Raw genomic sequence first — 19,607 nt, forward strand, 5'->3', positions numbered from 1 at the left:
CGGACCGCTGACGCGGTCCGCCCCTCCCGGTCTCGTGGAGCCTGGACTCAGAAGTCCATGTCCCCGCCACCCGGGCCGGCCGGGGCAGCCGGGGTCTTCTCCGGCTTGTCCGCCACGACGGCCTCGGTGGTGAGGAAGAGCGCCGCGATCGACGACGCGTTCTGCAGCGCCGACCGGGTCACCTTGGCCGGGTCGATGATGCCCGCGGCCAGCAGGTCCACGTACTCGCCGGTCGCGGCGTTGAGGCCGTGGCCCGCCTCGATGTTGCGGACGTGCTCGACGACGACGCCACCCTCGAGGCCGGCGTTGACGGCGATCTGCCGCAGCGGGGCGTCCAGCGCGATCTTGACGATCTGGGCGCCGGTCGCCTCGTCACCGGTCAGGTCCAGCTTGTCGAAGGCGGTCTTGCCGGCCTGCACCAGCGCGACGCCACCACCCGGGACGATGCCCTCCTCGACGGCGGCCTTCGCGTTGCGGACGGCGTCCTCGATGCGGTGCTTGCGCTCCTTCAGCTCGACCTCGGTGGCCGCGCCGACCTTGATCACCGCGACACCGCCGGCCAGCTTGGCCAGGCGCTCCTGCAGCTTCTCGCGGTCGTAGTCGGAGTCGCTCTTCTCGATCTCGGCCCGGATCTGGTTGACCCGGCCCTGGATCTGCTCGGCGTCGCCGGCACCGTCGACGATGGTGGTCTCGTCCTTGGTCACCACGACCTTGCGGGCGCGGCCCAGCATGTCGAGGCCGACGGCGTCGAGCTTGAGGCCGACCTCCTCGCTGATGACCTGGCCACCGGTGAGGATGGCGATGTCGGCGAGCATTGCCTTGCGGCGGTCACCGAAGCCCGGCGCCTTGACGGCGACCGACTTGAAGGTGCCGCGGACCTTGTTGACGACCAGGGTCGCCAGGGCCTCGCCCTCGATGTCCTCGGCGATGATCAGCAGCGGCTTGCCCGACTGCATGACCTTCTCCAGGATCGGGAGCAGGTCCTTCACCGAGGAGATCTTGCTGTTGACGATCAGGATGTAGGGGTCGTCGAAGACGGCCTCCATCCGCTCCGGGTCGGTCATGAAGTAGGCCGACACGTAGCCCTTGTCGAAGCGCATGCCCTCGGTGAGCTCCAGCTCCAGGCCGAAGGTGTTGCTCTCCTCGACGGTGATGACGCCTTCCTTGCCGACCTTGTCCATCGCCTCGGCGATGATCTCGCCGACGCTGGTGTCACCAGCGGAGATGGAGGCGGTGGAGGCGATCTGCTCCTTGGTCTCGACGTCCTTGGCGAGCTTCAGCAGCTCCTCCGAGACGCTCGCGACCGCGGCCTCGATGCCCCGCTTCAGGGCCATCGGGTTGGCACCGGCGGCCACGTTGCGCAGGCCCTCGCGGACCAGGGCCTGGGCCAGGACGGTCGCCGTCGTCGTGCCGTCACCGGCAACGTCGTCGGTCTTCTTCGCGACCTCCTTGACCAGCTCGGCGCCGATCTTCTCGTACGGGTCCTCGAGCTCGATCTCCTTGGCGATGCTCACACCATCGTTGGTGATGGTGGGGGCACCCCACTTCTTCTCGAGCACGACGTTGCGGCCCTTGGGGCCGAGGGTCACCTTCACGGCGTCGGCGAGCTGGTTCATGCCCCGCTCGAGGCCGCGGCGAGCCTCCTCGTCGAACGCGATCATCTTGGCCATACGGCGTTGTCCTCCTGGACACTCACGGGCCACCCGAGTGTGTGCCCGGATGGGCCGTCTGGTGTACGCACCTTGGGACGTCGCCACCTGGCGACGACGACGTCCGCCGGCCGGGCCGGATAGCCCGCGACGACCGGCCATGTGCCGCACCCGGTGCCTCGCGACACCGCGTGCGGCCGTGGCCCTACCGCCCCGACCATTGGCACTCACGGTCTGCGAGTGCCAATGACTTGTTTAGCACTCTCCCTTGCCGAGTGCAAGCACGACCGCCCCGGTCACCCGAGTTCGGCGGCCAGCCGTGCGGCGTTCACCGGTGCCTCATGAGCGCGCTGCTCGGCGTACGTCACGACGAGCCCGACCTGCTGGGCGAAGTGGGCCGGAAGGGACAGCAGCGCGGTGAGGGTCACCACGACGACGATCCCCAGGGCCGTGCCCGGCGAGCCCAACGGGGTGGCGCCCAGCGGGGCCGTGGCCAGGCTCTCGATCACGCCGGCCACCACGGTCACCACCACCACGACGGCCGCGATCAGCGCCACCCGGCCGAGCACCAGCCCGAGGCGGTCGTGGAACATCCGGAAGGAGCGGCCGATCGGCGCCTGGCGCTCGAAGAGGTACACCGGACCGGCCAGGCTGAGGGCGAACGCGAGGTAGATGCCGGGGAGCACGCAGAAGCACACGCCGACGCCGATGAGCAGCCCCATCAGCAGGGTCCAGCCCCAGAGGCCGAGGGCGCGACGCAGGCCGTACCGGAGCGCTCCGGCGAGGCCGACGCTCTCGCCGGCCGCCTGACGGGTGATCACCCAGGTGCCGGCCGCCCACCCCAGGCTCTGCACCAGACCGAAGAGCACCGCGCCCCCGAGGCTGACGGCGACCAGCGTGGCCACGTCCGCCCCGAAGCCGGGGGGCAGCGCGGTCGGGTCGTCGGCGCCGGTGGCCGCCCACTCGGCGCTCGGGTCGGCCGCGTAGGTGAGGATCGCGATCACCGCGGCCGGCAGCACCTGGGTCAGCAACACGATCGGCAGGAGGAGGCGCCATCCGCGCCGGACCGCCCCCCGGCAGCGGTTGAACCACCCCTCCAGGCCCGCGCCCGGCGGGGTGACCAGTGGATCGGTCGGGTCGAACCCGGGCATGACCCAACCGGAGAACGGCGGCACCGGCCAGGCCGGAGCGCCCGGATGGCCGGGAGTGCCCCACGGCTGCCCGGCGGCCGGATCCCAGGGGTACGGGGACGCGGCCGGGCTCCCGGGGTACGGCGGCGCGGCCGGACCCCACGGGTGCGGTTGCGGAGCCGGCGGCGCGGCCGGATCCCACTGATGCGGCGGCGGAGGCGCGGAGGGTGCCCACGGATCCGAGGCGGGCGGCACCGACGTGGCGCCGGACGCCGGATCGGGATCGCCGGGCGCCGGAGACGGCACGGTCGGGGGTGGCTGATCGGACAATGAACCCTCCTCAGCGAGCGCTGGAACGGCTCATGATCTTCCCTGGTGCGGTGCCGGCACCGCACCCCCGAACGGCCGTGGTTCTCGGCGGATCACGGCCGTCCGTCCGCCCCGTCGTGCGGGCCGCGCTCAGGCGATGACGCGCACCCGCTCGGCCTGGGGCCCCTTCTGGCCCTGGGCGATCTCGAACTCCACCCGCTGGCCGTCGTCCAGCGCCTTGTAGCCGTCCATCTCGATGGCGGAGAAGTGGACGAAGACGTCCTGCCCGCCGTCGACGGCGATGAAGCCGTAGCCCTTTTCGGCGTTGAACCACTTCACGGTGCCCTGTGCCACGGTGCACTTCCTCACTCTGCGCGGCGTTCCCACTCACCCCGCCGACCGGGCGCGCCGGACCGCGGGGCGGCACCGGTTCGGCGAGCGGCGACGGCCGCTGAATCGGTGACCGAAATCGCACGCTACACGAGGCGTGACGGCGGCGCACGACCACAAATCGGGCATATTCCGAGCGTTCCGCATTGCCGTTCATCGCTGTGGTAGGCATTCGGCATGACGAGCACTCCGGGCGGGCCCGGCCCGGGGCAGGTGGCGGCGGCACGGGCCCGGGTGCGGCGGGTCCGGCCGCGCGACGCCGCCCGGATGCGGGCCCTGCGGCTGGAGATGCTCGCCGACGCCCCGCTCGCCTTCCTGGAGACGATCGCCGACGCGGCCGCCCGCCCGCACGCCGAGTACGCCGCGCGGATCGCGTACACGTCCGAGGGCACGGACACGGCGCAGTTCGTGGCCGACCCGGGCGGCCGCCTGGTCGGGCACGCCGGTGGCACGGTGGCCCCGGAGGAGCCCGGGCTCACCGTCGTCTACGCCGTGTACGTCACCCCGTCCTGGCGGGGCACCGGCCTGCTCGCCGACCTGATCGACGCGGTGGCCGGCTGGTCGCGCGCCTGCGGTCGCCGCGAGCTGATGCTGGAGGTCGTGGTCGGCAACGACCGGGCCTACCGGGCGTACCAGCGGCTGGGCTTCGTCGACACCGGCGTACGCGTCCCGCACCCGACGGTCCCGACCCTGACCGAACTCCAGATGCGCCGCCCGGCCTGAGCCCGGGGCTCCCACCGTCGGCAGGAGCCCCGGCTGCCACCTCAGGCGTGGCGGCGGCTCTGGACGATGCGGAACCGGTTGGCCACGTACGCGCCGTCGGTGAGGGCCGCGTTGGCCGCCGCGTTGGCGCCGCTGCCGTGGAAGTCGGAGAACGCCGCCGACTGGTTCACGAACACGCCGCCGGTCAGGTTGGCCGACAGGTGCACCCCGACCTCGACCGCCGCCTCCTCGGCCGCGTCCAGCACGGCTTCGTCGCGGGAGTAGACCGCCGCGGTCAGCGCGCCCTTCTCGCCGACGGTGGACCGCAGGATCTCCAGGCTGTGGGCGGTGGAGTCGGTCGCGATGGCGAAGGAGATCGGGCCGAACCACTCCCGCGAGTAGGTGGTGGTGTCACCGGCGTCCAGCTTGACGATGGTCGGCGTCCGCACGACCGCGCCGGGGAAGGCGGGGTGTTCGACCGTACGGGACTCCAGCACCGGCTCGCCGACCTTGGTCACCTCGTCGAGACGCTCCAACACCCCGTCGTTGACGATCGCGCCGGTCAACTCGACGCCGCGCGCCGCGTCCGCGGTGAGCTTGCCGACCGCCGCCGCGATGCCGCCGGCCACCTCGTCGAAGCTCTTGTGCCCCTGGTCGGTCTCGATGCCGTCCCGCGGGATCAGGATGTTCTGCGAGGTGGTGCACATCTGACCGCTGTACAGGGTCAGCGTGAAGCCCAGGTTGCGGCACATCCCGGCGAAGTCGTCGGTGGAGTCAACCACCACCGTGTTCAGGCCGGCCTTTTCGGTGTAGACCTGCGCCTGCCGGGCGTTGGCCTCCAGCCAGTCGCCGTACTCGGTGGAGCCGGTGAAGTCGACGATCTTCACGGACGGGTGCAGGGCCAGCGTCGAGGCGAGCTTCTCGCCGGACGCCTCGGTGGCCAGCAGCACGAGGTTGGGGTCGAAGCCGGCCTCGGCGAGCACCTCCCGGGCGTACTTCACGGTGATCGCGAGCGGCAGCACCGCCCGCGGGTGGGGCTTGACGACGACCGGGTTCCCGGTGACGAGCGAGGCGAAGAGCCCGGGGTACGAGTTCCACGTCGGGAAGGTGTTGCAGCCGATCACGAGCGCGACACCGCGCGGCACGACGTGGAACGTCTTGGTCATCCGCAGCGGGTCGCCCTTGCCGGCCGCCTTCTCCCAGCCGGCCGTCCCCGGGTGCCGGGTCATCTCCGCGTACGCGTACGCGAGCGCCTCCAGCGCGCGGTCCAGGGCGTGCGCCCCGCCGGCCTGGAACGCCATCACGAACGCCTGGCCGCTGGTGAACTGCACCGCGTTGGCCAGCTCGAAGATGTTCTTGTGCAGCCGGTCCAGGATCTCCAGGCAGACGCCCACCCGGGCCTGCGGGCCGGCGTCGCGCCAGGCGGGCAGGGCGGCGGTGGCCGCGGCGACGAGCTGGTCGGCCGCCGCGTGCGGGTAGCGGACGCCCAGGTCGACGCCGAACGGGCTGGCCTCGGTGGCGACCGTACTCCCGTCGCCGGGCTGATCGAGGGGGAAGTCACGACCGAGGTACGCCTCGAAGGCGGCCTTGCCGTCGGCGGCGGCGGTCTCGCCGTACACCCGGGGGCTGGGTGACTCCGGGTAGGCGGACCAGTACCCGCGCTCCGAGATGGCGGTCAGCGCACGGGTGAGGGTGTCGGCGTGCCGGTCGTAGAGGGGGTGCGGGGTCTCCGTCATGCCCGCCATCATGCAACAGGAAGCCGCACGATCAGTAGGGGCGTGTCACAACTCAGATCGTCAGCTGCCAGTCCGTCCAGCCGTCGACCGGGCGGAAGCCCATCTGCTCGTTGATCTGGATCATGTGCTCGTTGACCGCCGCGTTCCAGGTGTCGACCGCGCGGAGCTGCGGTTCGTTCGCCAGCGCGTACCGGAGATTCTCGATCTTGACGAGGAGACCCAGCCGGTGGCCACGGTGATCCGGGTCGACGATGGTGGTCTGCTGCCAGGCGTGCCACGGCGAGCCGGGGCTGACGTCGACCATGGTCCAGGCGACCAGCCGCCCGCTCGCCTCCTCCACCGCACCGTAGTGGTAAGTGCGCCGCCCCCGGGCCGCGAGCGCCTCCTCGGTCGCCCGGATCCGCCCGGCGTCGATGTTCTCCGCCTCCAGCGTCAGGTCCCCGATCGGCGCGTCGGTGTTCATCCGGCTCTCCAACCGGGCCACGTCGGCGACGTACTCCTCCGGGACGGGGCCGTGCCAGCCGACCGTGCGGTAGCCGGTGGAGCGGGCGCGCGCGCCGGCCAGCAGCGCGTCCAGCGCGGCGTGGTCGAGCGCCGTGACGTCCAGCCGACGCCGGACCTCGGCCAGCGCGGCGTGGGCGCCGGCGGCCGCGGCGAAGGCTCCGCCGGCCTCCGGGCGCGCCGGCCCGTCCGGCAGCGCCACCACCGTGTCGCAGTAGAGCCGCTTACGGCCGTGCTCCCGGGCCACCTCGACGGCGTACGCGAGCAGCGCCCGACCCACACCCCGGCGCCGGTGCTCCGGGTGGACGGTCAGGTTCACGCTGGCGTTGCCCGTGTTGTCGAGCTGCGGGAACCGCACTTCGAGATGCCCGGCCGCCACGCCACCGAGCCGGGCCAGGGCGCGGGTCACGACGTAGCCCGGCATCGGGTGGCGCGCGTACGCGGCGAACTCGTCCCGGGTCGGGACCGGGAAGTCGGGCAGGTCCACGGTGGTGACCGCGACGGCGATCCGGTGCGCCTCGTCGATCGCGGCCGGGTCGGCGGCGTCGTACGGGGTGACGGCGATGCTCATGGCACCGAGCGTGCGCGGAAAACGCGATCGGGGCCAGCGGTTTTCCGCCGGCCCCGATCGGACGTGGTCGGGAGGGACGATCGCACAACGCCTCCGGCGCTGGGTCGTAAGAACTTCGCAAAGTCTCCGGCGACACGCCCTCCCGCACGGAGCATCTTGCGCCGCCCGATTGCTGTCGTCAAGTCCTTGACGGCGCGTTTTCCGCACTCAGCGCTAAAAGCCGATTACTGCGCGGATCGCCCGATCCCCCGTTCGGGCGATTCGACGCCGCGGGTCAGCCGAGGAGGCCGGCGTCCCGGGCGGCGCGGAGGGACGGCTTGATCCGGTGGGTGGGGCCGACCTGGCCGGCGACCGCGTCGAGCGTCTTGAGGCCCTCGCCGGTGTTGAAGACGACCGTCTCGGCGGCCGGGTCGAGGCGGCCGGACTCGACGAGCTTGCGCAGCACGGCCACGGTCACCCCGCCGGCCGTCTCGGCGAAGACACCGGTGGTCCGGGCGAGCAGTTGGATCCCGGCGCGGATCTCGTCGTCGTCGACGTACTCCATCCAGCCCCCGGTGCGGCGGACGGCTTCGAGGGCGTACAGGCCGGCGGCCGGGTCGCCGATGTTCAGCGACTTCGCGATGCCGGTCGGCTTGACCGGGGTGATGGTGTCGCTGTTCTCGTGGAGCGCGGTGGCGATCGGGTTGCAGCCGGCCGACTGTGCGCCGAACACCTTCCAGCCGCCGGCCGGCGCCTCCACCAGCCCGATCTCGACCAGCTCGCTGAACGCCTTGTCGATCTTCGTCAGCAGCTCGCCGGAGGCCATCGGGATCACCACCTGGGCGGGGATCCGCCACCCGAGCTGCTCGGCCACCTCGTACCCGAGCGTCTTCGACCCCTCGGCGTAGTAGGGCCGCACGTTCACGTTGACGAACGCCGTGTCCTCGAACTCGTCGGTCTCCACCAGCTCACCGCAGAGCCGGTTCACGTCGTCGTACGAGCCGTCGATGGCGACCAGGTCACCCCCGTACACGGCGGTGGTGATGACCTTGCCCTGTTCCAGGTCGCTGGGGATGAAGACCACCGACGGCGCGCCCGCCCGGGCCGCGTGCGCGGCGACCGAGTTGGCCAGGTTGCCGGTGGAGGCGCAGGCGAACCGCGTGAAGCCGAGCGCCCGCGCGGCGGTCAGCGCGACCGAGACCACCCGGTCCTTGAAGGAGTGCGTCGGGTTGGCGCTGTCGTCCTTGACCCACAGCGGCGCGGTGATGCCCAGCTCGGCGGCGAGGTGCGGGGCGGCCACCAGCGGCGTCAGCCCCGGGTCGAGGGTCACCCGGGTCGCCGGGTCCTGACCGGCGGGGAGGAGCGCCGCGTACCGCCAGATGTTCTGCGGGCCCCCCTCGATCTGCTCGCGGGTGACGGCGGCGAGGGCGGCGGCGTCGTAGTCGACCTCCAGCGGCCCGAAACACTCGTAACAGGCGTGCTGGGCGGCGAGCGGGTAGCGGGCCGAACAGGCGCGGCAGACCAGGGCGCGGGCGGGGCTGGCGGCGGTGTCGATGCCGGAGGCGGCGAGCGTCGACGTCATGTCGAGAGTCCTCTCATCTTCCCCCGCGTCGCACTCTGCGGCGGGGACGGAATTGGCACCTGCCCCGCCGGTCGCTCTGCGATGAGCGCGCGGGGTGGTTGCCGGGGCGTCGTCGGGCCGTATCCCTCAGCCCCTCTGGATGAGGTATTCAGTTGTGCCGCCGAGTCTAGGCAACGGCCGGGCCCTGTCCACCGCTCGTTCCCACGCTGTGGCCAGATGTGACCTACGCCGCAGGGACGGAGATGCTGGTTGGTCGGCTATGGAGCTGATTCATCTGTGCAATCGCCCCGGCCAGTCGAGATCCTGGAAAGAAGCGACCCCGGAAGGGCCGGACCTTTCCAAGATCTGTGATCAGTCCCCCCGCTCCCGAACGTAGACGCCGCGCCCTTGGTGGCCCTCCACCAGTCCCTCTGCTCGCAGGATCAACATCGCGGAGCGGATGACCTGCGTGGAAACCCCGTAATGAGCGCAGAGCTCGGAGATCGACGGCAGCTTGTCGCCCGCCTTCAGATCGCCCGACCTGATGCGGTCCCGGATCTCGTTGGCGATGCGCTCGTAGTACGGCGTCACTGGCATGGTGGTGCTCCCTCGTCGGCACCACCATGTGACCACCGCGCGCTTATGACATCAAGTTCTTGGTATCGCAGCTCTTGCTCTCTTGATACTAGGTATCATATGTCGACCCGCGAGGCGGCCCTCGTCGGCAAACAGGACCGGCTCACCCGGGTGGACGCCCGGGTTGCCGGGGCGGCACGGCCGGTCGCCCCGGCACTCGTCCGCATCAATCCGTACCCCCCGAGCTGGCCCGGGGCGGGTGCCGGGCTCCGGACGACAGCTACCCGGGCGGTTGTCGTGCGACCCCGCCCGCCTCGGCGCCTAGAAGACCAGGAGAACCATGGACGGGCCGCGCTGGATCATCCACCTGCCCACGGCACTCACCAGTCGGGACGCGGCCGCCACGCTGGCCGAGGCGCTGCGCAACTCGCTCGGGCACGTGACCGCCATCGACTTCGGCGAGACGACGCTGAGCGAGGAGGACCGGCAGTTCCGGCGTATCCGGGTGTGGTGTGACCACCGCCTGCCCGACGGCGCTCGCTGCATCCGCCACGCCGACCATCCCGGTGACTGCTCAACACCCGATGACGTATCTGACTCAGCTCCAAAGCCTCCGACCACCGGCCCGCCTGCCCCGGTTCACCGCAGCGCCCGCCCTCGACCCGCTCAGCAGGCCGACCCGCACGGGCGGAATCGACCTCGGGAACACTGACCGGGTCGGCGTCAGCGCTTGGAAGAAGCGCCCGCCGACCGCGCCGGCCCCGTCGCTGCTATGACACGACGTCCTTGCGGGTGAAGCGCCAGAACGCCAGGCCCCAGAACAGCGTCGCGTAGCAGACCGCCGAGATCGTCCCCCGGACCACGTCGTCGGTCTGCACGGGCGTCGACAGCAGGCCCAGCCAGGCGGTGCTGTAGTGCGTCGGCAGGAAGGTGCGCAGCACCCCGAGCGCGGTGATCTGGTCGAGGATGCTGGACAGGATCCACAGCAGCACCGCGCCGCCGACCGCGCCGAGCGCGGCGTCTGTCGACACCGACAGCAGGAACGCCAGGCCGGCCACGACCAGGAGCACGACGGCGAGGTACCCGAGCACCGCCAGCAGCCGCAGCAGCCCCTCCCCCGGCTCCAACTGGGCGGCGACGGTGCTGCGCAGCGGCTCCCACCCGTACCGGAGGGTGCCGAGCAGCAGGGCGGTGCCGGCGAGCAGCAGCAGGGCGAGGGCCGAGTACGCGAGCGCGACCACCAGCTTCACGGTGAGCAGCCGGGCCCGGGGCACCGGCACGGCGAGCAGGTAGCGCAGGCTGCCCCAGCTCGCCTCGCTCGCCACGGTGTCACCGCAGAACAGCGCCACCACGACCACCAGCAGGAACGACGCCGAGACGAAGATCGTGAACAGGGTGAAGTTGAGCCCGCCGGTGGTGGCGAACTCGATCAGGCTGCCGAACTCGCCCCGCCCGTTGTCGTCGTCGTCGCCCGAGTCGAACTGGAACGCGATCAGGATGATCAGCGGCAGCAGCACCATGAACCCGAGCGCGAGCTGCGTACGCCGCCGCGACGCCTGCCGCCGGAACTCGGCGACGAACGGCAGGGTGGCGGACGGGCGGTAGCCCGCCGCGGCACCGGACGCCGCGCCGCCCGGACCCGAGCCGCCGCGAGCCGCGCCCCCGGCACCGCCCGTGCCGGGCTCGACCGTCGTACCCGCCATCACCGGTCCCCGCTTCCCCGAGAGTTCTCGCCGACCAGGGCGAGGAACGCGTCCTCCAGGCGGCGCCGGGGCACCACCCGGTCCACCCCGATGCCGGCCCGGACCAGCTCGGCCACCACCTCGCTGCGGGCGGTGCCGTTGGTGTCCACGACGAGCTGGCCGTCACCCTCGGGGAGCACCCGGACGCCCGCGAGGCGGTCCAGCACGTTCCGCGCGGCCTCCGGGTCGGTCACCTCGACGAGGACGCTCGGCGACTCGCCGACGATCTCCTCGACCGGGCCGGACGCGACGATCCGGCCCTTGTTCACCACGACGGCGTGGGTGCAGGTCTGCTCCACCTCGGCGAGCAGGTGGCTGGAGACCAGCACGGCGCGCCCGCCGGTGGCGTACCGCTGGAGGACCCGGCGCATCTCGGCGATCTGCGGCGGGTCGAGCCCGTCGGTCGGCTCGTCGAGGACCAGCAGCTCCGGCAGGCCGAGCATGGCCTGCGCGATCGCGAGCCGCTGTTTCATGCCGTGGCTGTACGTCTTGATCTTCCGGTGCACGGACGCGCCCAGCCCGGCGATCTCCAGCGCCTCGTCGAAGTGCGCGTCGTCCCAGGGCCGGCCGGTCGCCCGCCAGTACGCCTTCAGGTTGTCCAGGCCGGACAGGTGCGGCAGGAAGCCGGGCCCCTCGACCAGCGCGCCGATCCGGGACAGCACCGGCGAGCCGGGCACCAGCCGGTGCCCGAACACGTAGATCTCCCCGGCGGTGGGCTGGGTCAGCCCCATCAGCACCCGCAGGGTGGTCGTCTTGCCGGCGCCGTTCGGGCCGAGCAGGCCGACGACCTGCCCCGGGTGCACCTCGAAGTCCACGTTCGAGACCGCGACGAAGCCGTCCGCGTACTCCTTGCGGAGTTCCCGGACGACCAGCGGCGTGTCCGCGTACGCCGGGTGGACGCTGCTCTCCTGGCGGCGGTGCCGGCGGCGGAGGACGGCGACGAGCGCGACGAGCCCGACCGCGATCGCGGCGAGCAGGCCGGCGAGGACCCAGCGCCAGACGGTGGCCGTGGTGGGGATCGGCTCGCCGGTGACCGTGGGCAGGGTGACCGCGCCGGCGCCGAGGGCCACGGTGTGCACGGTCGGCTCGACCGGGGTGGCGTACGCCTGGTCGGAGGTCGCCACCACCAGCCGCAGCCGGTGCCCGGCCTCGATTCGGCGGACGATCGCCGGCAGGGTGACGGTGACCGGCGCGGCGTCCTCGACGGCACGCGGGAGCCCGGTGAGCCGGACCGGCGCGACGAGCCCGTTGGGCAGCGTGGCAGTGCCGCTGGGGTCGACGTCGTAGAGCTTGACGAAGAGCACCGCCTCGCCGGTCGGGGACGCGGCGCGGATCGAGACGGTCGGCGCGCCGACCACGTCCACCGCCTCGGGCAGCGGGGCGGACTCGAAGCGGGCGTGCTGGCCGGGGATGTCGCCGGCGACCCCGCCCAGCAGCGAGGAGAGTTCCCCGGCGAACGGCACCGAGGAGATCGCGGCCGGGTTACCCGCCGGCGGGTTGGCGATCCGCTGCGGCGGGCCGGCCACCACCACCTCGCGGCGGCCGGTGCCGGTGATCCCGGGGTAGTCGGCCGTGCGGTAGCCGCTGGCGACCAGGCCCCGGTCGAGCGCGTCGAACCCGGCGATCCGGGAGAAGGTGAAGTCGTCGCCCGGTGCCGCGCCCGCGCCCTTGACGTAGTGGTCGAGCCACTGCACGGTCAGGAACTTCACCCGGTCCGAGTCGGTGGTCGGGCCCTCCCCGCCGTCGTGGCCGCCGGTGTACCAGGCGACCCGCACCGGGGTGCCGTTCGCGGCGATGCCCCGCGCGTTGGCGTCGGCCTCGGCGAGCGGGAAGAGGCTGTCCGCCGCGCCCTGCACGAGCAGGGTCGGCGCGTCGATCCGGTCGAGGACCCCGGCGGGACTGGACCGGCGCAGCAGGTCCACGCCCGCCTGGTCGGCCCGGCCGCTGGTGGCGATCCGCAGGTACGCGGCGCAGACCTCGGCGGCGAACCGCCCGCACGACGGGTCGGCGGCGCCGGCCGGGGCGCGACCCGGGCCGGTCCCGGGGCCGGCGGTCGGGCCGGGGCTGGGCGGCCCGGCCGAGGCGGGGGCGCCCTCCGGCTGGGCGCCGGTCGCGCCGGAGATGCCGGCCGGCCCGGAGCCGACGTTCCCGCCTCCGCCGAAGAACAGTCCCGCCCAGCTCTTCTTGAACACGCCGTTGACCGGCTCCTTGCCGGTGCTCTCCGGCAGGAACGCACGGGAGAGGTCGTTCCAGGTGATCATGGGGACGATCGCGTCGACCCGCGGATCCTGCGCGGCGAGCAGCAGCGCCAGGCCGCCGCCGTACGAGCCGCCCACGACGCCGACCCTCGGGTCGCCGGCGTTGTCGGTGCGGATCTCCGGTCGGGCGGCCAGCCAGTCCAGCAGCCGCTGCGCGTCGCGCACCTCGTAGTCCGGGTGGTCCAGGTGGATCTGCCCGCCGCTGCGCCCGAAGCCGCGCGCCGTCCAGGCCAGCACGGCGTACCCCCGGCCGGCGATCTCCTCGGCGTCGGCACGTACCGACTCCTTCGTGCCGCCGAAGCCGTGCGCGAGCAGCACCGCGGGCACCTTGGCGTCGGCGGCCGCCCCATCCGGCAGGTAGAGCGTGGTGTCCAGGTCCACCGGCTCGTCGCCGGACGGTCCGGACCGGACGGTGAGCAGCGCCGACTCGGTGCGCAGGTCCGGCCCCTGCGGCCGGACGGCCCAGGCCACGCCCGCGGCGAGCAGGACGACGACCGCCGCGGCGGCCACCGCGCGCCGGCGGGTGGGCAGGGCACGCCGGATCCGCGCGGCCGAGAACGGCGATCTCATGCGGCACACGGTACGGCCCGGATCCTGAGCGTTGCCTGAGATCCTCCGTACGTTCGTCCGGTTGGCCCGATCGGCGCGCCGCACCAAGGCGACCGCGTCCCGGTCGGTCCATCCAGCGAGATGAATTCGTATCACGTGAATTCGGATCTTCAGCCGAAAAGACGCCGATCACTTCAGATCGCTCCCGCCGACCACACGCAGTGTGCCGGCATGGTCGGCAAGACGTCACTTTGGGCTATGTGACGCGAAACTGACTGATTGACGGCGGGAAGGCTGTGCGGACCGTCGGTTAGTTTCCGGGTCCGGTGCATGGGACTAGGACGTCGATCCCGGTGCCAGCCCCCACCCCTCGCCTCCGCCGGAGGAGTACGGACCATGACCGTCCCCGCGCCGCAGGCCCGTCGGCGACCCTCCGCCGCCGGCCGCCTGCTGCCGATGCTGCTGGTGCTGGCGCTCCTCGCACCGCTGTCCGTCCTCTTCGGCCAGTCCTGGCGGTCCACCGACGACGACCGGGACCTCGTCGTCACCGAGCGCCTCGGCGTCGAGTACCTGCGAGCGCTCGCCCCGGTGACCGACGCGCTGGTGGACGCCCAGACGGCCACCGTCACCGGCCGGCCGGTGTCCGGCGACGCGCTCACCCGCGCGGTCGGGACCGCCGCGGCGGTGGACGCGCGGATCGGCGACGAGCTGCGCAGCCGCGAACGCTGGGCCGGCCTGCGGGCCAAGATCGAGGCGCTCCGGGACCGGCGACCGGCGGACCCGGAGGCCGCGTACGCCGCGTACGGGGAGGTCACCGACCTGCTGCTGGCCCTGCACCGGAAGGTCCGCGAGACCTCCGGCCTGGTCCGCGACCCGGAGTCGGACTCCTTCTTCCTGCAGGACGGCGTCGGTGGGGAACTGCCCGAGGCGGTCGTCGCGGCCGGACGGCTCGCCGACCTGACCGTGCTCGCCGCCCGCCGGCCGGCCGAGCAGCGGCCCCGGAGCGTGGCCGAACTGGCGGCCGTCCGGGTCGCCGCGCTCGCGCCAGCCGGCGCCCTGGTGGCTGACCTGCGCGCCGCCGTGGACAGCTCGGAGAGCACCGACCTGGGCGCCAACGTGCTCACTCCACTGGACACCTACCAGCGGTCGGTGGAGGCGCTGGCGGCGTACTCCACGCCGACCGGCGCCACCGGCACCGTGGACGCTCCCCGACTCGCCGCCGCCCGCTCCGCCGCGCAGGCCGCCGCCAACCAGCTGCAACCGGTCATCCTCGACGAACTCGACGCGCTGCTCGCCGACCGCCTCGACGCGCTCGACCGCGACCGCTGGCTCGCGGTGGGTGCCGCCGCGGTCGGCGTCGTCCTGCTGGTCGTGCTGGCGCTGGTGCTGCTCGCCGAGTTCCGCCGGGCCGCCGAGGCCCGGCGCGCGACGGACGGACCCGCCGCCCCGGCCGCCGACGGCTGGCAGCCGGCGGCCGGGCGGCCCGACGAGGTCCGCCCACTCCAGCCGGCCGGCGCGGCCCGAAAGCCGGAACCCGCGCAGTGGGGGCCGTTCGATGCTGCTCGGTAGGCTCCGGATCCGGGGCAGGCTCGCCCTGCTGGTGGTCATCCCGCTGCTCAGCGTGGTGGGCCTGGCGGTCCCGGTGGTGCTCGACCGGGTCGCCGCCGCCCAGCGCGCCGCCGACATCGCCGACGGGGTACGCGTGGCCAGCCGGGTCGGCAGTCTCGTGCAGGACCTGCAACAGGAGCGGATCCTCTCGGTCGGCCTGCTGCTCGGCCGGGTGCCCCGCGCCGAACTGGTGCAGAAGTCGGCCGCCGTCGACGACCGGGTCGCCGACCTGCGTGCCACCCAGGGCGACGCGCTGCCGTCCCGGGTCGCCGCCGCGCTCGACGGCGTCCGTACGCTCACCGACCTGCGGGCCGCGGTGCTCGCCGGCGCCGCCACCCCCGGCCGGGTCATGGACACGTACGGGTCGGTCAACCGGACCCTGATCGATTCGCTGCGGCTTCCGTTCAGCGTGGACACGAACACGGCCGCCGGCCGGCAGGTGCTCGCCCTGGACGCGCTGCTCCGCGCCCACGAGGGGCTCGCCACCTGCACGACGCTGATCGTGCTGGTGAAGGCCACCGACGACCCGCCGGCGATCACTCGCTACGTCGCCTGCATGGCCGCTCTCCGGGTGGACAGCCTGCGCTACCGCAGCCTCATCACCCCGGAACAGTTCCAGCTGGCGCTGCTCAACGACGCGGCGGTGGCCGCGCGGACCAGCCCCGACTTCCTCGCCACGAGCCCGCTCGACCCGGCCGGCGCGGTGAAGGACGTGCCGCTGGACGCGCTCTTCCCCTCGGCCCGCTCGATGATCACCCTCGGGCAGTTCGTGGAGAAGAAGATCGTCGCGGACGTCATCGCCCAGGTGACCGACGAGCAGCGCCGGGCGCTGACCGTCGCGTACCTGGTGGGCGGCGGGGCATTGCTGGTGCTCGCCCTGGTGGTGCTGCTCAGCGTGGCGGTCGCGCGGACGGTCGCCCGGCCGCTGAGCCGGCTCACCCGATCGGCGGACCGGGTCGCCCGGGTCGCCGAGGCCGAGCTGACCCGGGTCGCCGACGACGAGTCCGAGAGCGTCCAGGCGATCCGGCTCGACCCGGTGGACGTCCGGGCGCGCGACGAGATCGGCGACCTGGCCCGCGCCTTCGAGCGGGTGCAGACCACCGCCGCCCGGCTGGTGGAGCGCCAGGTGGCCGGCCGGCGCAACGTGGCGCAGATGTTCGGGCACGTCGGCCGCCGTACGCAGAACCTCGTCGGCCGGCAGATCACCCTGATCGACCGGCTGGAACGGCAGGAGACCGACCCGGCCCGGCTGGAGCACCTGTACCGGCTCGACCACATCTCCAGCCGCCTGCGCCGCAACGCGAGCAGCCTGGTGGTGCTCTCCGGCTCCACCGGCGACGACCCGCACGTGGCGCCGGTGCCGCTGGCCGACGTGGTCCGGCTGGCGCTCGGCGAGATCGAGGACTACACCCGGGTGGACGTCCAGGTCCCGGATGGCGTCTCGGTGTCTCCGGGCACGGTCGGCGACCTCGTCCTGGCGCTCGCCGAGCTGATGGAGAACGCGACCGTGTTCTCCCCGCCGCACACCCGCGTGATCGTGGCCGGTGAGGTGACCGGCATCGGGGCCCGGCTCAGCGTGGTGGACCGGGGCATCGGGATGACCGAGGAGCGGCTCGGAGAGGAGAACGCCCGGTTGGCCCGGCGCGAGCGGCTGGACCTCGCCCCCACCGAGGTGCTCGGGCTCTTCGTCGTGGGCCGGCTGGCCCGGCGGCACGGCTGGGCGGTCCGCCTCGCGGCGACCGCCGGCGGTGGCGTCACCGCCCAGCTGGAGATCCCGCAGGCGTCCCTGGTGCTCCGGCGGGCGGACCGGGCCGGCGCCACGGTGGCGCGGGCGACCGTACCGGACCGGGACCGGCGCTCCCCCGCCGGTCCCGCCATCCCGTCCCGGGGCGCACTGCCCGCCCTCGCCGGCCCGCCGCCGCCGTCCGGCTTCGACCCGGCACTGCTCAGCCGGGCCACCCGGACGATGGCGGCGGGCGATTCCTGGGACGCGTTCACCGTCCCGGAGACGCACCCACCCATGGCGGGCGACCCGACGGCGGTGGACGCCCCGACAGCGGTGGACGCCCCGACCCCGACGGGCGCCCCGACGACGGCGAACGGCGCGACGGCGTACCTGGAGATCACGGCGCCCGGGCGCACCGTGAACGGGCTGCCCCGCCGGCCGGTCCCCGCGGGGCCGGGTGCTCCCCCACCCGGCCCCGCGGTCACGCCCGCAATTCCGACCGGTCCCACCCGCTTCCCCGCGCCCCTCGTGCCGGGGATCCGGCAGCGGGTGCCCGGGGCGAGCCTGCCGCCGACCGGCCCCCGGGTCGGGCCGGTCGACGCCACCGGCGCGGACCCGGCCGCCGCCCGGGCGCTCGTCGAGGCCGTCGAGGCGGGCGTACGCCGGGCGGAGCTGGCCGGTTCCGCGCCGCCCGCGTACGACGGGTCCGCGGCCGACCCGACACCCGGGCGGCCCCGGCTCACGCGCCGCGTGCCCGGGGCGAACCTGACCGTCACTCCGTCCCACCCGCCGACCGCGGAGGGCCCCGGCGACCCGGCCGAGGTCCGCGACCGCATGACCGAGTTCGAGGCGGGTGTCGCCCGCGCTCTGCGTGAAGTCAGTCCAGACCGCCGTAACGAAGAGGGATCATCACGGTGACCAGCCCCTTCCTGCACGACAACGTCGACCAGCCGGCCCACCCCGGGACGGACCTCAGCCCGGAGGCCCGCACCTTCAACTGGCTGCTGGACTCCTTCACCTCCAGCACAGCGGGGGTGCTGGAGGCGATCGCGGTCTCCTCGGACGGTCTGCTGATGGCCATGTCCGCGATCAAGGACCGGTCCAACGCCGAACGGCTCGCCGCCGTGGTCTCCGGCATGACCAGCCTCGCCGGCGGGGCCGCGAGCTGGTACGCGCTCGGCGGCCTGAACCGGGTGGTCGTCGACATGGCCGAGGGGTACCTGCTGATCAGCGCCATCAGCAGCGGGTCGGTGCTCGGCGTCGTCGCCGACCGGTCGGCGAACCTGGGCACCGTCGCGTACGAGATGACGCTCTTCGCCGGTCGCGCCGGTGGCGCGCTCACACCCCGCCTGATCGCCGAGCTGAAGAACGCCGTCCAGCAGTGATCCCCGACGTCGCCGGAGAGGAACCGGACCCCATGGTCCGGATCCGCCCCTACCTGCGGGTGCCCGCGCCGGCCGGCGAGCCGGCCCCGCGCGTACCGGCGGCGACCGCCGAGCCGGAGCTGGAGCCGGACGATCCCTCGGGTCCCCGCCCGTTCGTGCTCACGGCGGGCCGGGTGACCGGCGGGGATCCGGACATCGGGCTGGAGACCCAGGTGACGGCCCGGCCGGTCACGGAGTGGTCGGCTCCGGTCGCCCGGCTGGCGCCGGAACTCCAGGCGATCGTCGCGCTCTGCGGCTCGCCGATCTCGGTAGCGGAGATCTCCGCCCGGATGCGGATGCACTTCGGTGTGGCCCGGGTCCTGGTCGGTGACCTCCGCGCCGCCGGCCATCTCGACGTGCACGTCAACGCCGACGACGACGCCCTCGACCCCGACATCATCCTGCGAGTGATTGATGGACTCCGTGCGATCTCCTGACTGGCCGGTCGCCCCGCTGGGCGGGCTCGCCGCCAACAGCGCCGCCGCCCGGTACAGCAGCCCACCGGCACCGCACCCGCCCACCGCCCGGGGCGTGGCCGCACCGGCGCCACCGCCGTACCGGCCCTCGACCGAACCCGATGCCGCGGCCCCGTCGGGCGTGACGCCGCCGGCCGCACCGCCGGTCCCGGTGAAGATCCTCGTCGCCGGTGGGTTCGGTGTCGGCAAGACCACGACGGTGGGCGCGATCTCCGAGATCGTCCCGCTGACGACCGAGGCGGAGATGACCAGCGCCGCGATCGGTGTCGACGACCCCGGCGGGCGCTCGGGGAAGACGACGACCACCGTGGCCATGGACTTCGGCTGCGTCACGATCGACCGCAGCCTCAAGCTGTACCTGTTCGGCACCCCCGGCCAGGCCCGGTTCGGGTTCATGTGGGACGACCTGGCCCGCGGCGCGCTCGGCGCGCTCGTCGTCGTGGACAGCACCCGGCTGGACGACTGCTACCCGGCGATCGACTTCTTCGAACGGGCCCGTCTGCCGTTCGTGGTCGGCGTCAACGCGTTCGACGGGCAGGTGGCGCACGACCTCGGCGCGATCCGGTGGGCGCTGGCCATCGGGGACCACGTGCCGCTGGTGCGGTTCGACGCCCGGGACCGGCTCTCGGTGCGGGACGCCCTGCTCGTCGTCCTGGACCGGGCGCTGGACCGCGCCAACCGGGCGAGGGGGAGCTGAACCGACGGGCGGTCAGGCCCGTT

Annotated in this window: 15 protein-coding genes, 1 pseudogene and 1 riboswitch; of the genes and pseudogenes, 7 read left to right on the forward strand and 9 right to left on the reverse strand. The window is 73.3% G+C overall.

The features are described 5' to 3' along the window. Nucleotides 1–47 precede the first annotated feature (47 nt). The 3 genes from groL to HCJ94_RS05850 all read right to left on the reverse strand — a co-directional run bounded on the left by groL (nt 48) and on the right by HCJ94_RS05850 (nt 3,442). Nucleotides 48–1,670, reverse strand: a complete 1,623-nt coding sequence (gene groL / locus HCJ94_RS05840; RefSeq protein ID WP_155330032.1) for a chaperonin GroEL — start codon at nt 1,668–1,670, stop codon at nt 48–50. Between the two features lie 275 nt (nt 1,671–1,945). Further along, complete coding sequence (locus HCJ94_RS05845) at nt 1,946–2,800, reverse strand: hypothetical protein (RefSeq protein WP_167999923.1); 855 nt, start codon at nt 2,798–2,800, stop codon at nt 1,946–1,948. Between the two features lie 438 nt (nt 2,801–3,238). Next, complete coding sequence (locus HCJ94_RS05850; RefSeq protein ID WP_013288855.1) at nt 3,239–3,442, reverse strand: cold-shock protein; 204 nt, start codon at nt 3,440–3,442, stop codon at nt 3,239–3,241. 213 nt (nt 3,443–3,655) lie between these two features. On the opposite strand from HCJ94_RS05850, the gene HCJ94_RS05855 reads away from it, so the two are divergent. Further along, nucleotides 3,656–4,201 (forward strand): GNAT family N-acetyltransferase, encoded by a 546-nt coding sequence (locus HCJ94_RS05855; RefSeq protein WP_167999924.1) that lies wholly within the window; start codon nt 3,656–3,658, stop codon nt 4,199–4,201. 41 nt (nt 4,202–4,242) lie between these two features. On the opposite strand, the gene paaN is transcribed toward HCJ94_RS05855, so the two are convergent. From paaN to HCJ94_RS05875, 4 genes are all read right to left on the reverse strand, one after another. Beyond that, nucleotides 4,243–5,916 (reverse strand): phenylacetic acid degradation protein PaaN, encoded by a 1,674-nt coding sequence (paaN, locus tag HCJ94_RS05860; protein ID WP_205800701.1) that lies wholly within the window; start codon nt 5,914–5,916, stop codon nt 4,243–4,245. A gap of 52 nt (nt 5,917–5,968) precedes the next feature. After that, nucleotides 5,969–6,988: a GNAT family N-acetyltransferase gene (locus HCJ94_RS05865; protein ID WP_167999926.1), complete on the reverse strand. Its 1,020-nt coding sequence runs from the start codon at nt 6,986–6,988 to the stop codon at nt 5,969–5,971. Between the two features lie 274 nt (nt 6,989–7,262). Continuing rightward, nucleotides 7,263–8,549, reverse strand: coding sequence for a threonine synthase (gene thrC / locus HCJ94_RS05870; RefSeq protein WP_167999927.1), 1,287 nt, complete (start codon nt 8,547–8,549; stop codon nt 7,263–7,265). A 10-nt stretch (nt 8,550–8,559) separates the two neighbouring features. Beyond that, nucleotides 8,560–8,695, reverse strand: a riboswitch (SAM riboswitch). A gap of 205 nt (nt 8,696–8,900) precedes the next feature. After that, nucleotides 8,901–9,125 carry a winged helix-turn-helix domain-containing protein gene (locus HCJ94_RS05875; protein WP_167999928.1) on the reverse strand — a complete coding sequence of 75 codons (225 nt, stop codon included), beginning with the start codon at nt 9,123–9,125 and terminating at the stop codon, nt 8,901–8,903. A gap of 319 nt (nt 9,126–9,444) precedes the next feature. Here HCJ94_RS05875 and HCJ94_RS31400 point away from each other — a divergent pair. Continuing rightward, nucleotides 9,445–9,681 (forward strand): annotated as a pseudogene (locus tag HCJ94_RS31400) (hypothetical protein); the annotation flags it as partial. A 193-nt stretch (nt 9,682–9,874) separates the two neighbouring features. Here the strand turns inward: HCJ94_RS31400 and HCJ94_RS05885 are convergent. Together HCJ94_RS05885 and HCJ94_RS05890 are read right to left on the reverse strand one after the other, a co-directional pair. Then, nucleotides 9,875–10,807 (reverse strand): ABC transporter permease, encoded by a 933-nt coding sequence (locus tag HCJ94_RS05885; protein ID WP_167999929.1) that lies wholly within the window; start codon nt 10,805–10,807, stop codon nt 9,875–9,877. Further along, nucleotides 10,807–13,674: an alpha/beta fold hydrolase gene (locus HCJ94_RS05890; RefSeq protein WP_167999930.1), complete on the reverse strand. Its 2,868-nt coding sequence runs from the start codon at nt 13,672–13,674 to the stop codon at nt 10,807–10,809. The genes HCJ94_RS05885 and HCJ94_RS05890 overlap by 1 nt, the downstream gene beginning before the upstream one ends. Nucleotides 13,675–14,049: 375 nt before the next feature. Between HCJ94_RS05890 and HCJ94_RS05895 the strand changes: the two genes are divergently transcribed. From HCJ94_RS05895 to HCJ94_RS05915, 5 genes are read left to right on the forward strand one after another with little or no spacing between them, the layout of a single operon-like run. Then, a complete protein-coding gene (locus tag HCJ94_RS05895; RefSeq protein ID WP_167999931.1) occupies nt 14,050–15,222 on the forward strand; it encodes a hypothetical protein in 1,173 nt (390 codons plus the stop codon). Continuing rightward, complete coding sequence (locus HCJ94_RS05900) at nt 15,209–17,905, forward strand: sensor histidine kinase (protein WP_167999932.1); 2,697 nt, start codon at nt 15,209–15,211, stop codon at nt 17,903–17,905. The genes HCJ94_RS05895 and HCJ94_RS05900 overlap by 14 nt, the downstream gene beginning before the upstream one ends. Further along, on the forward strand, nt 17,902–18,372 hold the full coding sequence (locus tag HCJ94_RS05905; protein ID WP_167999933.1) for a roadblock/LC7 domain-containing protein: 471 nt from the start codon (nt 17,902–17,904) through the stop codon (nt 18,370–18,372). The genes HCJ94_RS05900 and HCJ94_RS05905 overlap by 4 nt, the downstream gene beginning before the upstream one ends. Then, complete coding sequence (locus HCJ94_RS05910; RefSeq protein WP_167999934.1) at nt 18,369–18,848, forward strand: DUF742 domain-containing protein; 480 nt, start codon at nt 18,369–18,371, stop codon at nt 18,846–18,848. The genes HCJ94_RS05905 and HCJ94_RS05910 overlap by 4 nt, the downstream gene beginning before the upstream one ends. Beyond that, nucleotides 18,826–19,584: a GTP-binding protein gene (locus HCJ94_RS05915; RefSeq protein WP_205800703.1), complete on the forward strand. Its 759-nt coding sequence runs from the start codon at nt 18,826–18,828 to the stop codon at nt 19,582–19,584. The genes HCJ94_RS05910 and HCJ94_RS05915 overlap by 23 nt, the downstream gene beginning before the upstream one ends. Nucleotides 19,585–19,607: the final 23 nt, after the last annotated feature.

The organism is Micromonospora thermarum (genome assembly GCF_012034245.1).
Taxonomy (GTDB): Bacteria; Actinomycetota; Actinomycetes; order Mycobacteriales; family Micromonosporaceae; genus Micromonospora; species Micromonospora thermarum.

Excerpts from the sequence above, each read along its gene's own strand:
- groL (WP_155330032.1), bottom strand. The coding sequence starts at position 1,670 with ATGGCCAAGATGATCGCGTTCGACGAGGAGGCTCGCCGCGGCCTCGAG.
- HCJ94_RS05845 (WP_167999923.1), bottom strand. The coding sequence starts at position 2,800 with ATGCCCGGGTTCGACCCGACCGATCCACTGGTCACCCCGCCGGGCGCG.
- HCJ94_RS05855 (WP_167999924.1), top strand. The coding sequence starts at position 3,656 with ATGACGAGCACTCCGGGCGGGCCCGGCCCGGGGCAGGTGGCGGCGGCA.
- paaN (WP_205800701.1), bottom strand. The coding sequence starts at position 5,916 with ATGACGGAGACCCCGCACCCCCTCTACGACCGGCACGCCGACACCCTC.
- HCJ94_RS05865 (WP_167999926.1), bottom strand. The coding sequence starts at position 6,988 with ATGAGCATCGCCGTCACCCCGTACGACGCCGCCGACCCGGCCGCGATC.
- thrC (WP_167999927.1), bottom strand. The coding sequence starts at position 8,549 with ATGACGTCGACGCTCGCCGCCTCCGGCATCGACACCGCCGCCAGCCCC.
- HCJ94_RS05875 (WP_167999928.1), bottom strand. The coding sequence starts at position 9,125 with ATGCCAGTGACGCCGTACTACGAGCGCATCGCCAACGAGATCCGGGAC.
- HCJ94_RS05885 (WP_167999929.1), bottom strand. The coding sequence starts at position 10,807 with ATGGCGGGTACGACGGTCGAGCCCGGCACGGGCGGTGCCGGGGGCGCG.
- HCJ94_RS05890 (WP_167999930.1), bottom strand. The coding sequence starts at position 13,674 with ATGAGATCGCCGTTCTCGGCCGCGCGGATCCGGCGTGCCCTGCCCACC.
- HCJ94_RS05895 (WP_167999931.1), top strand. The coding sequence starts at position 14,050 with ATGACCGTCCCCGCGCCGCAGGCCCGTCGGCGACCCTCCGCCGCCGGC.
- HCJ94_RS05900 (WP_167999932.1), top strand. The coding sequence starts at position 15,209 with ATGCTGCTCGGTAGGCTCCGGATCCGGGGCAGGCTCGCCCTGCTGGTG.
- HCJ94_RS05915 (WP_205800703.1), top strand. The coding sequence starts at position 18,826 with ATGGACTCCGTGCGATCTCCTGACTGGCCGGTCGCCCCGCTGGGCGGG.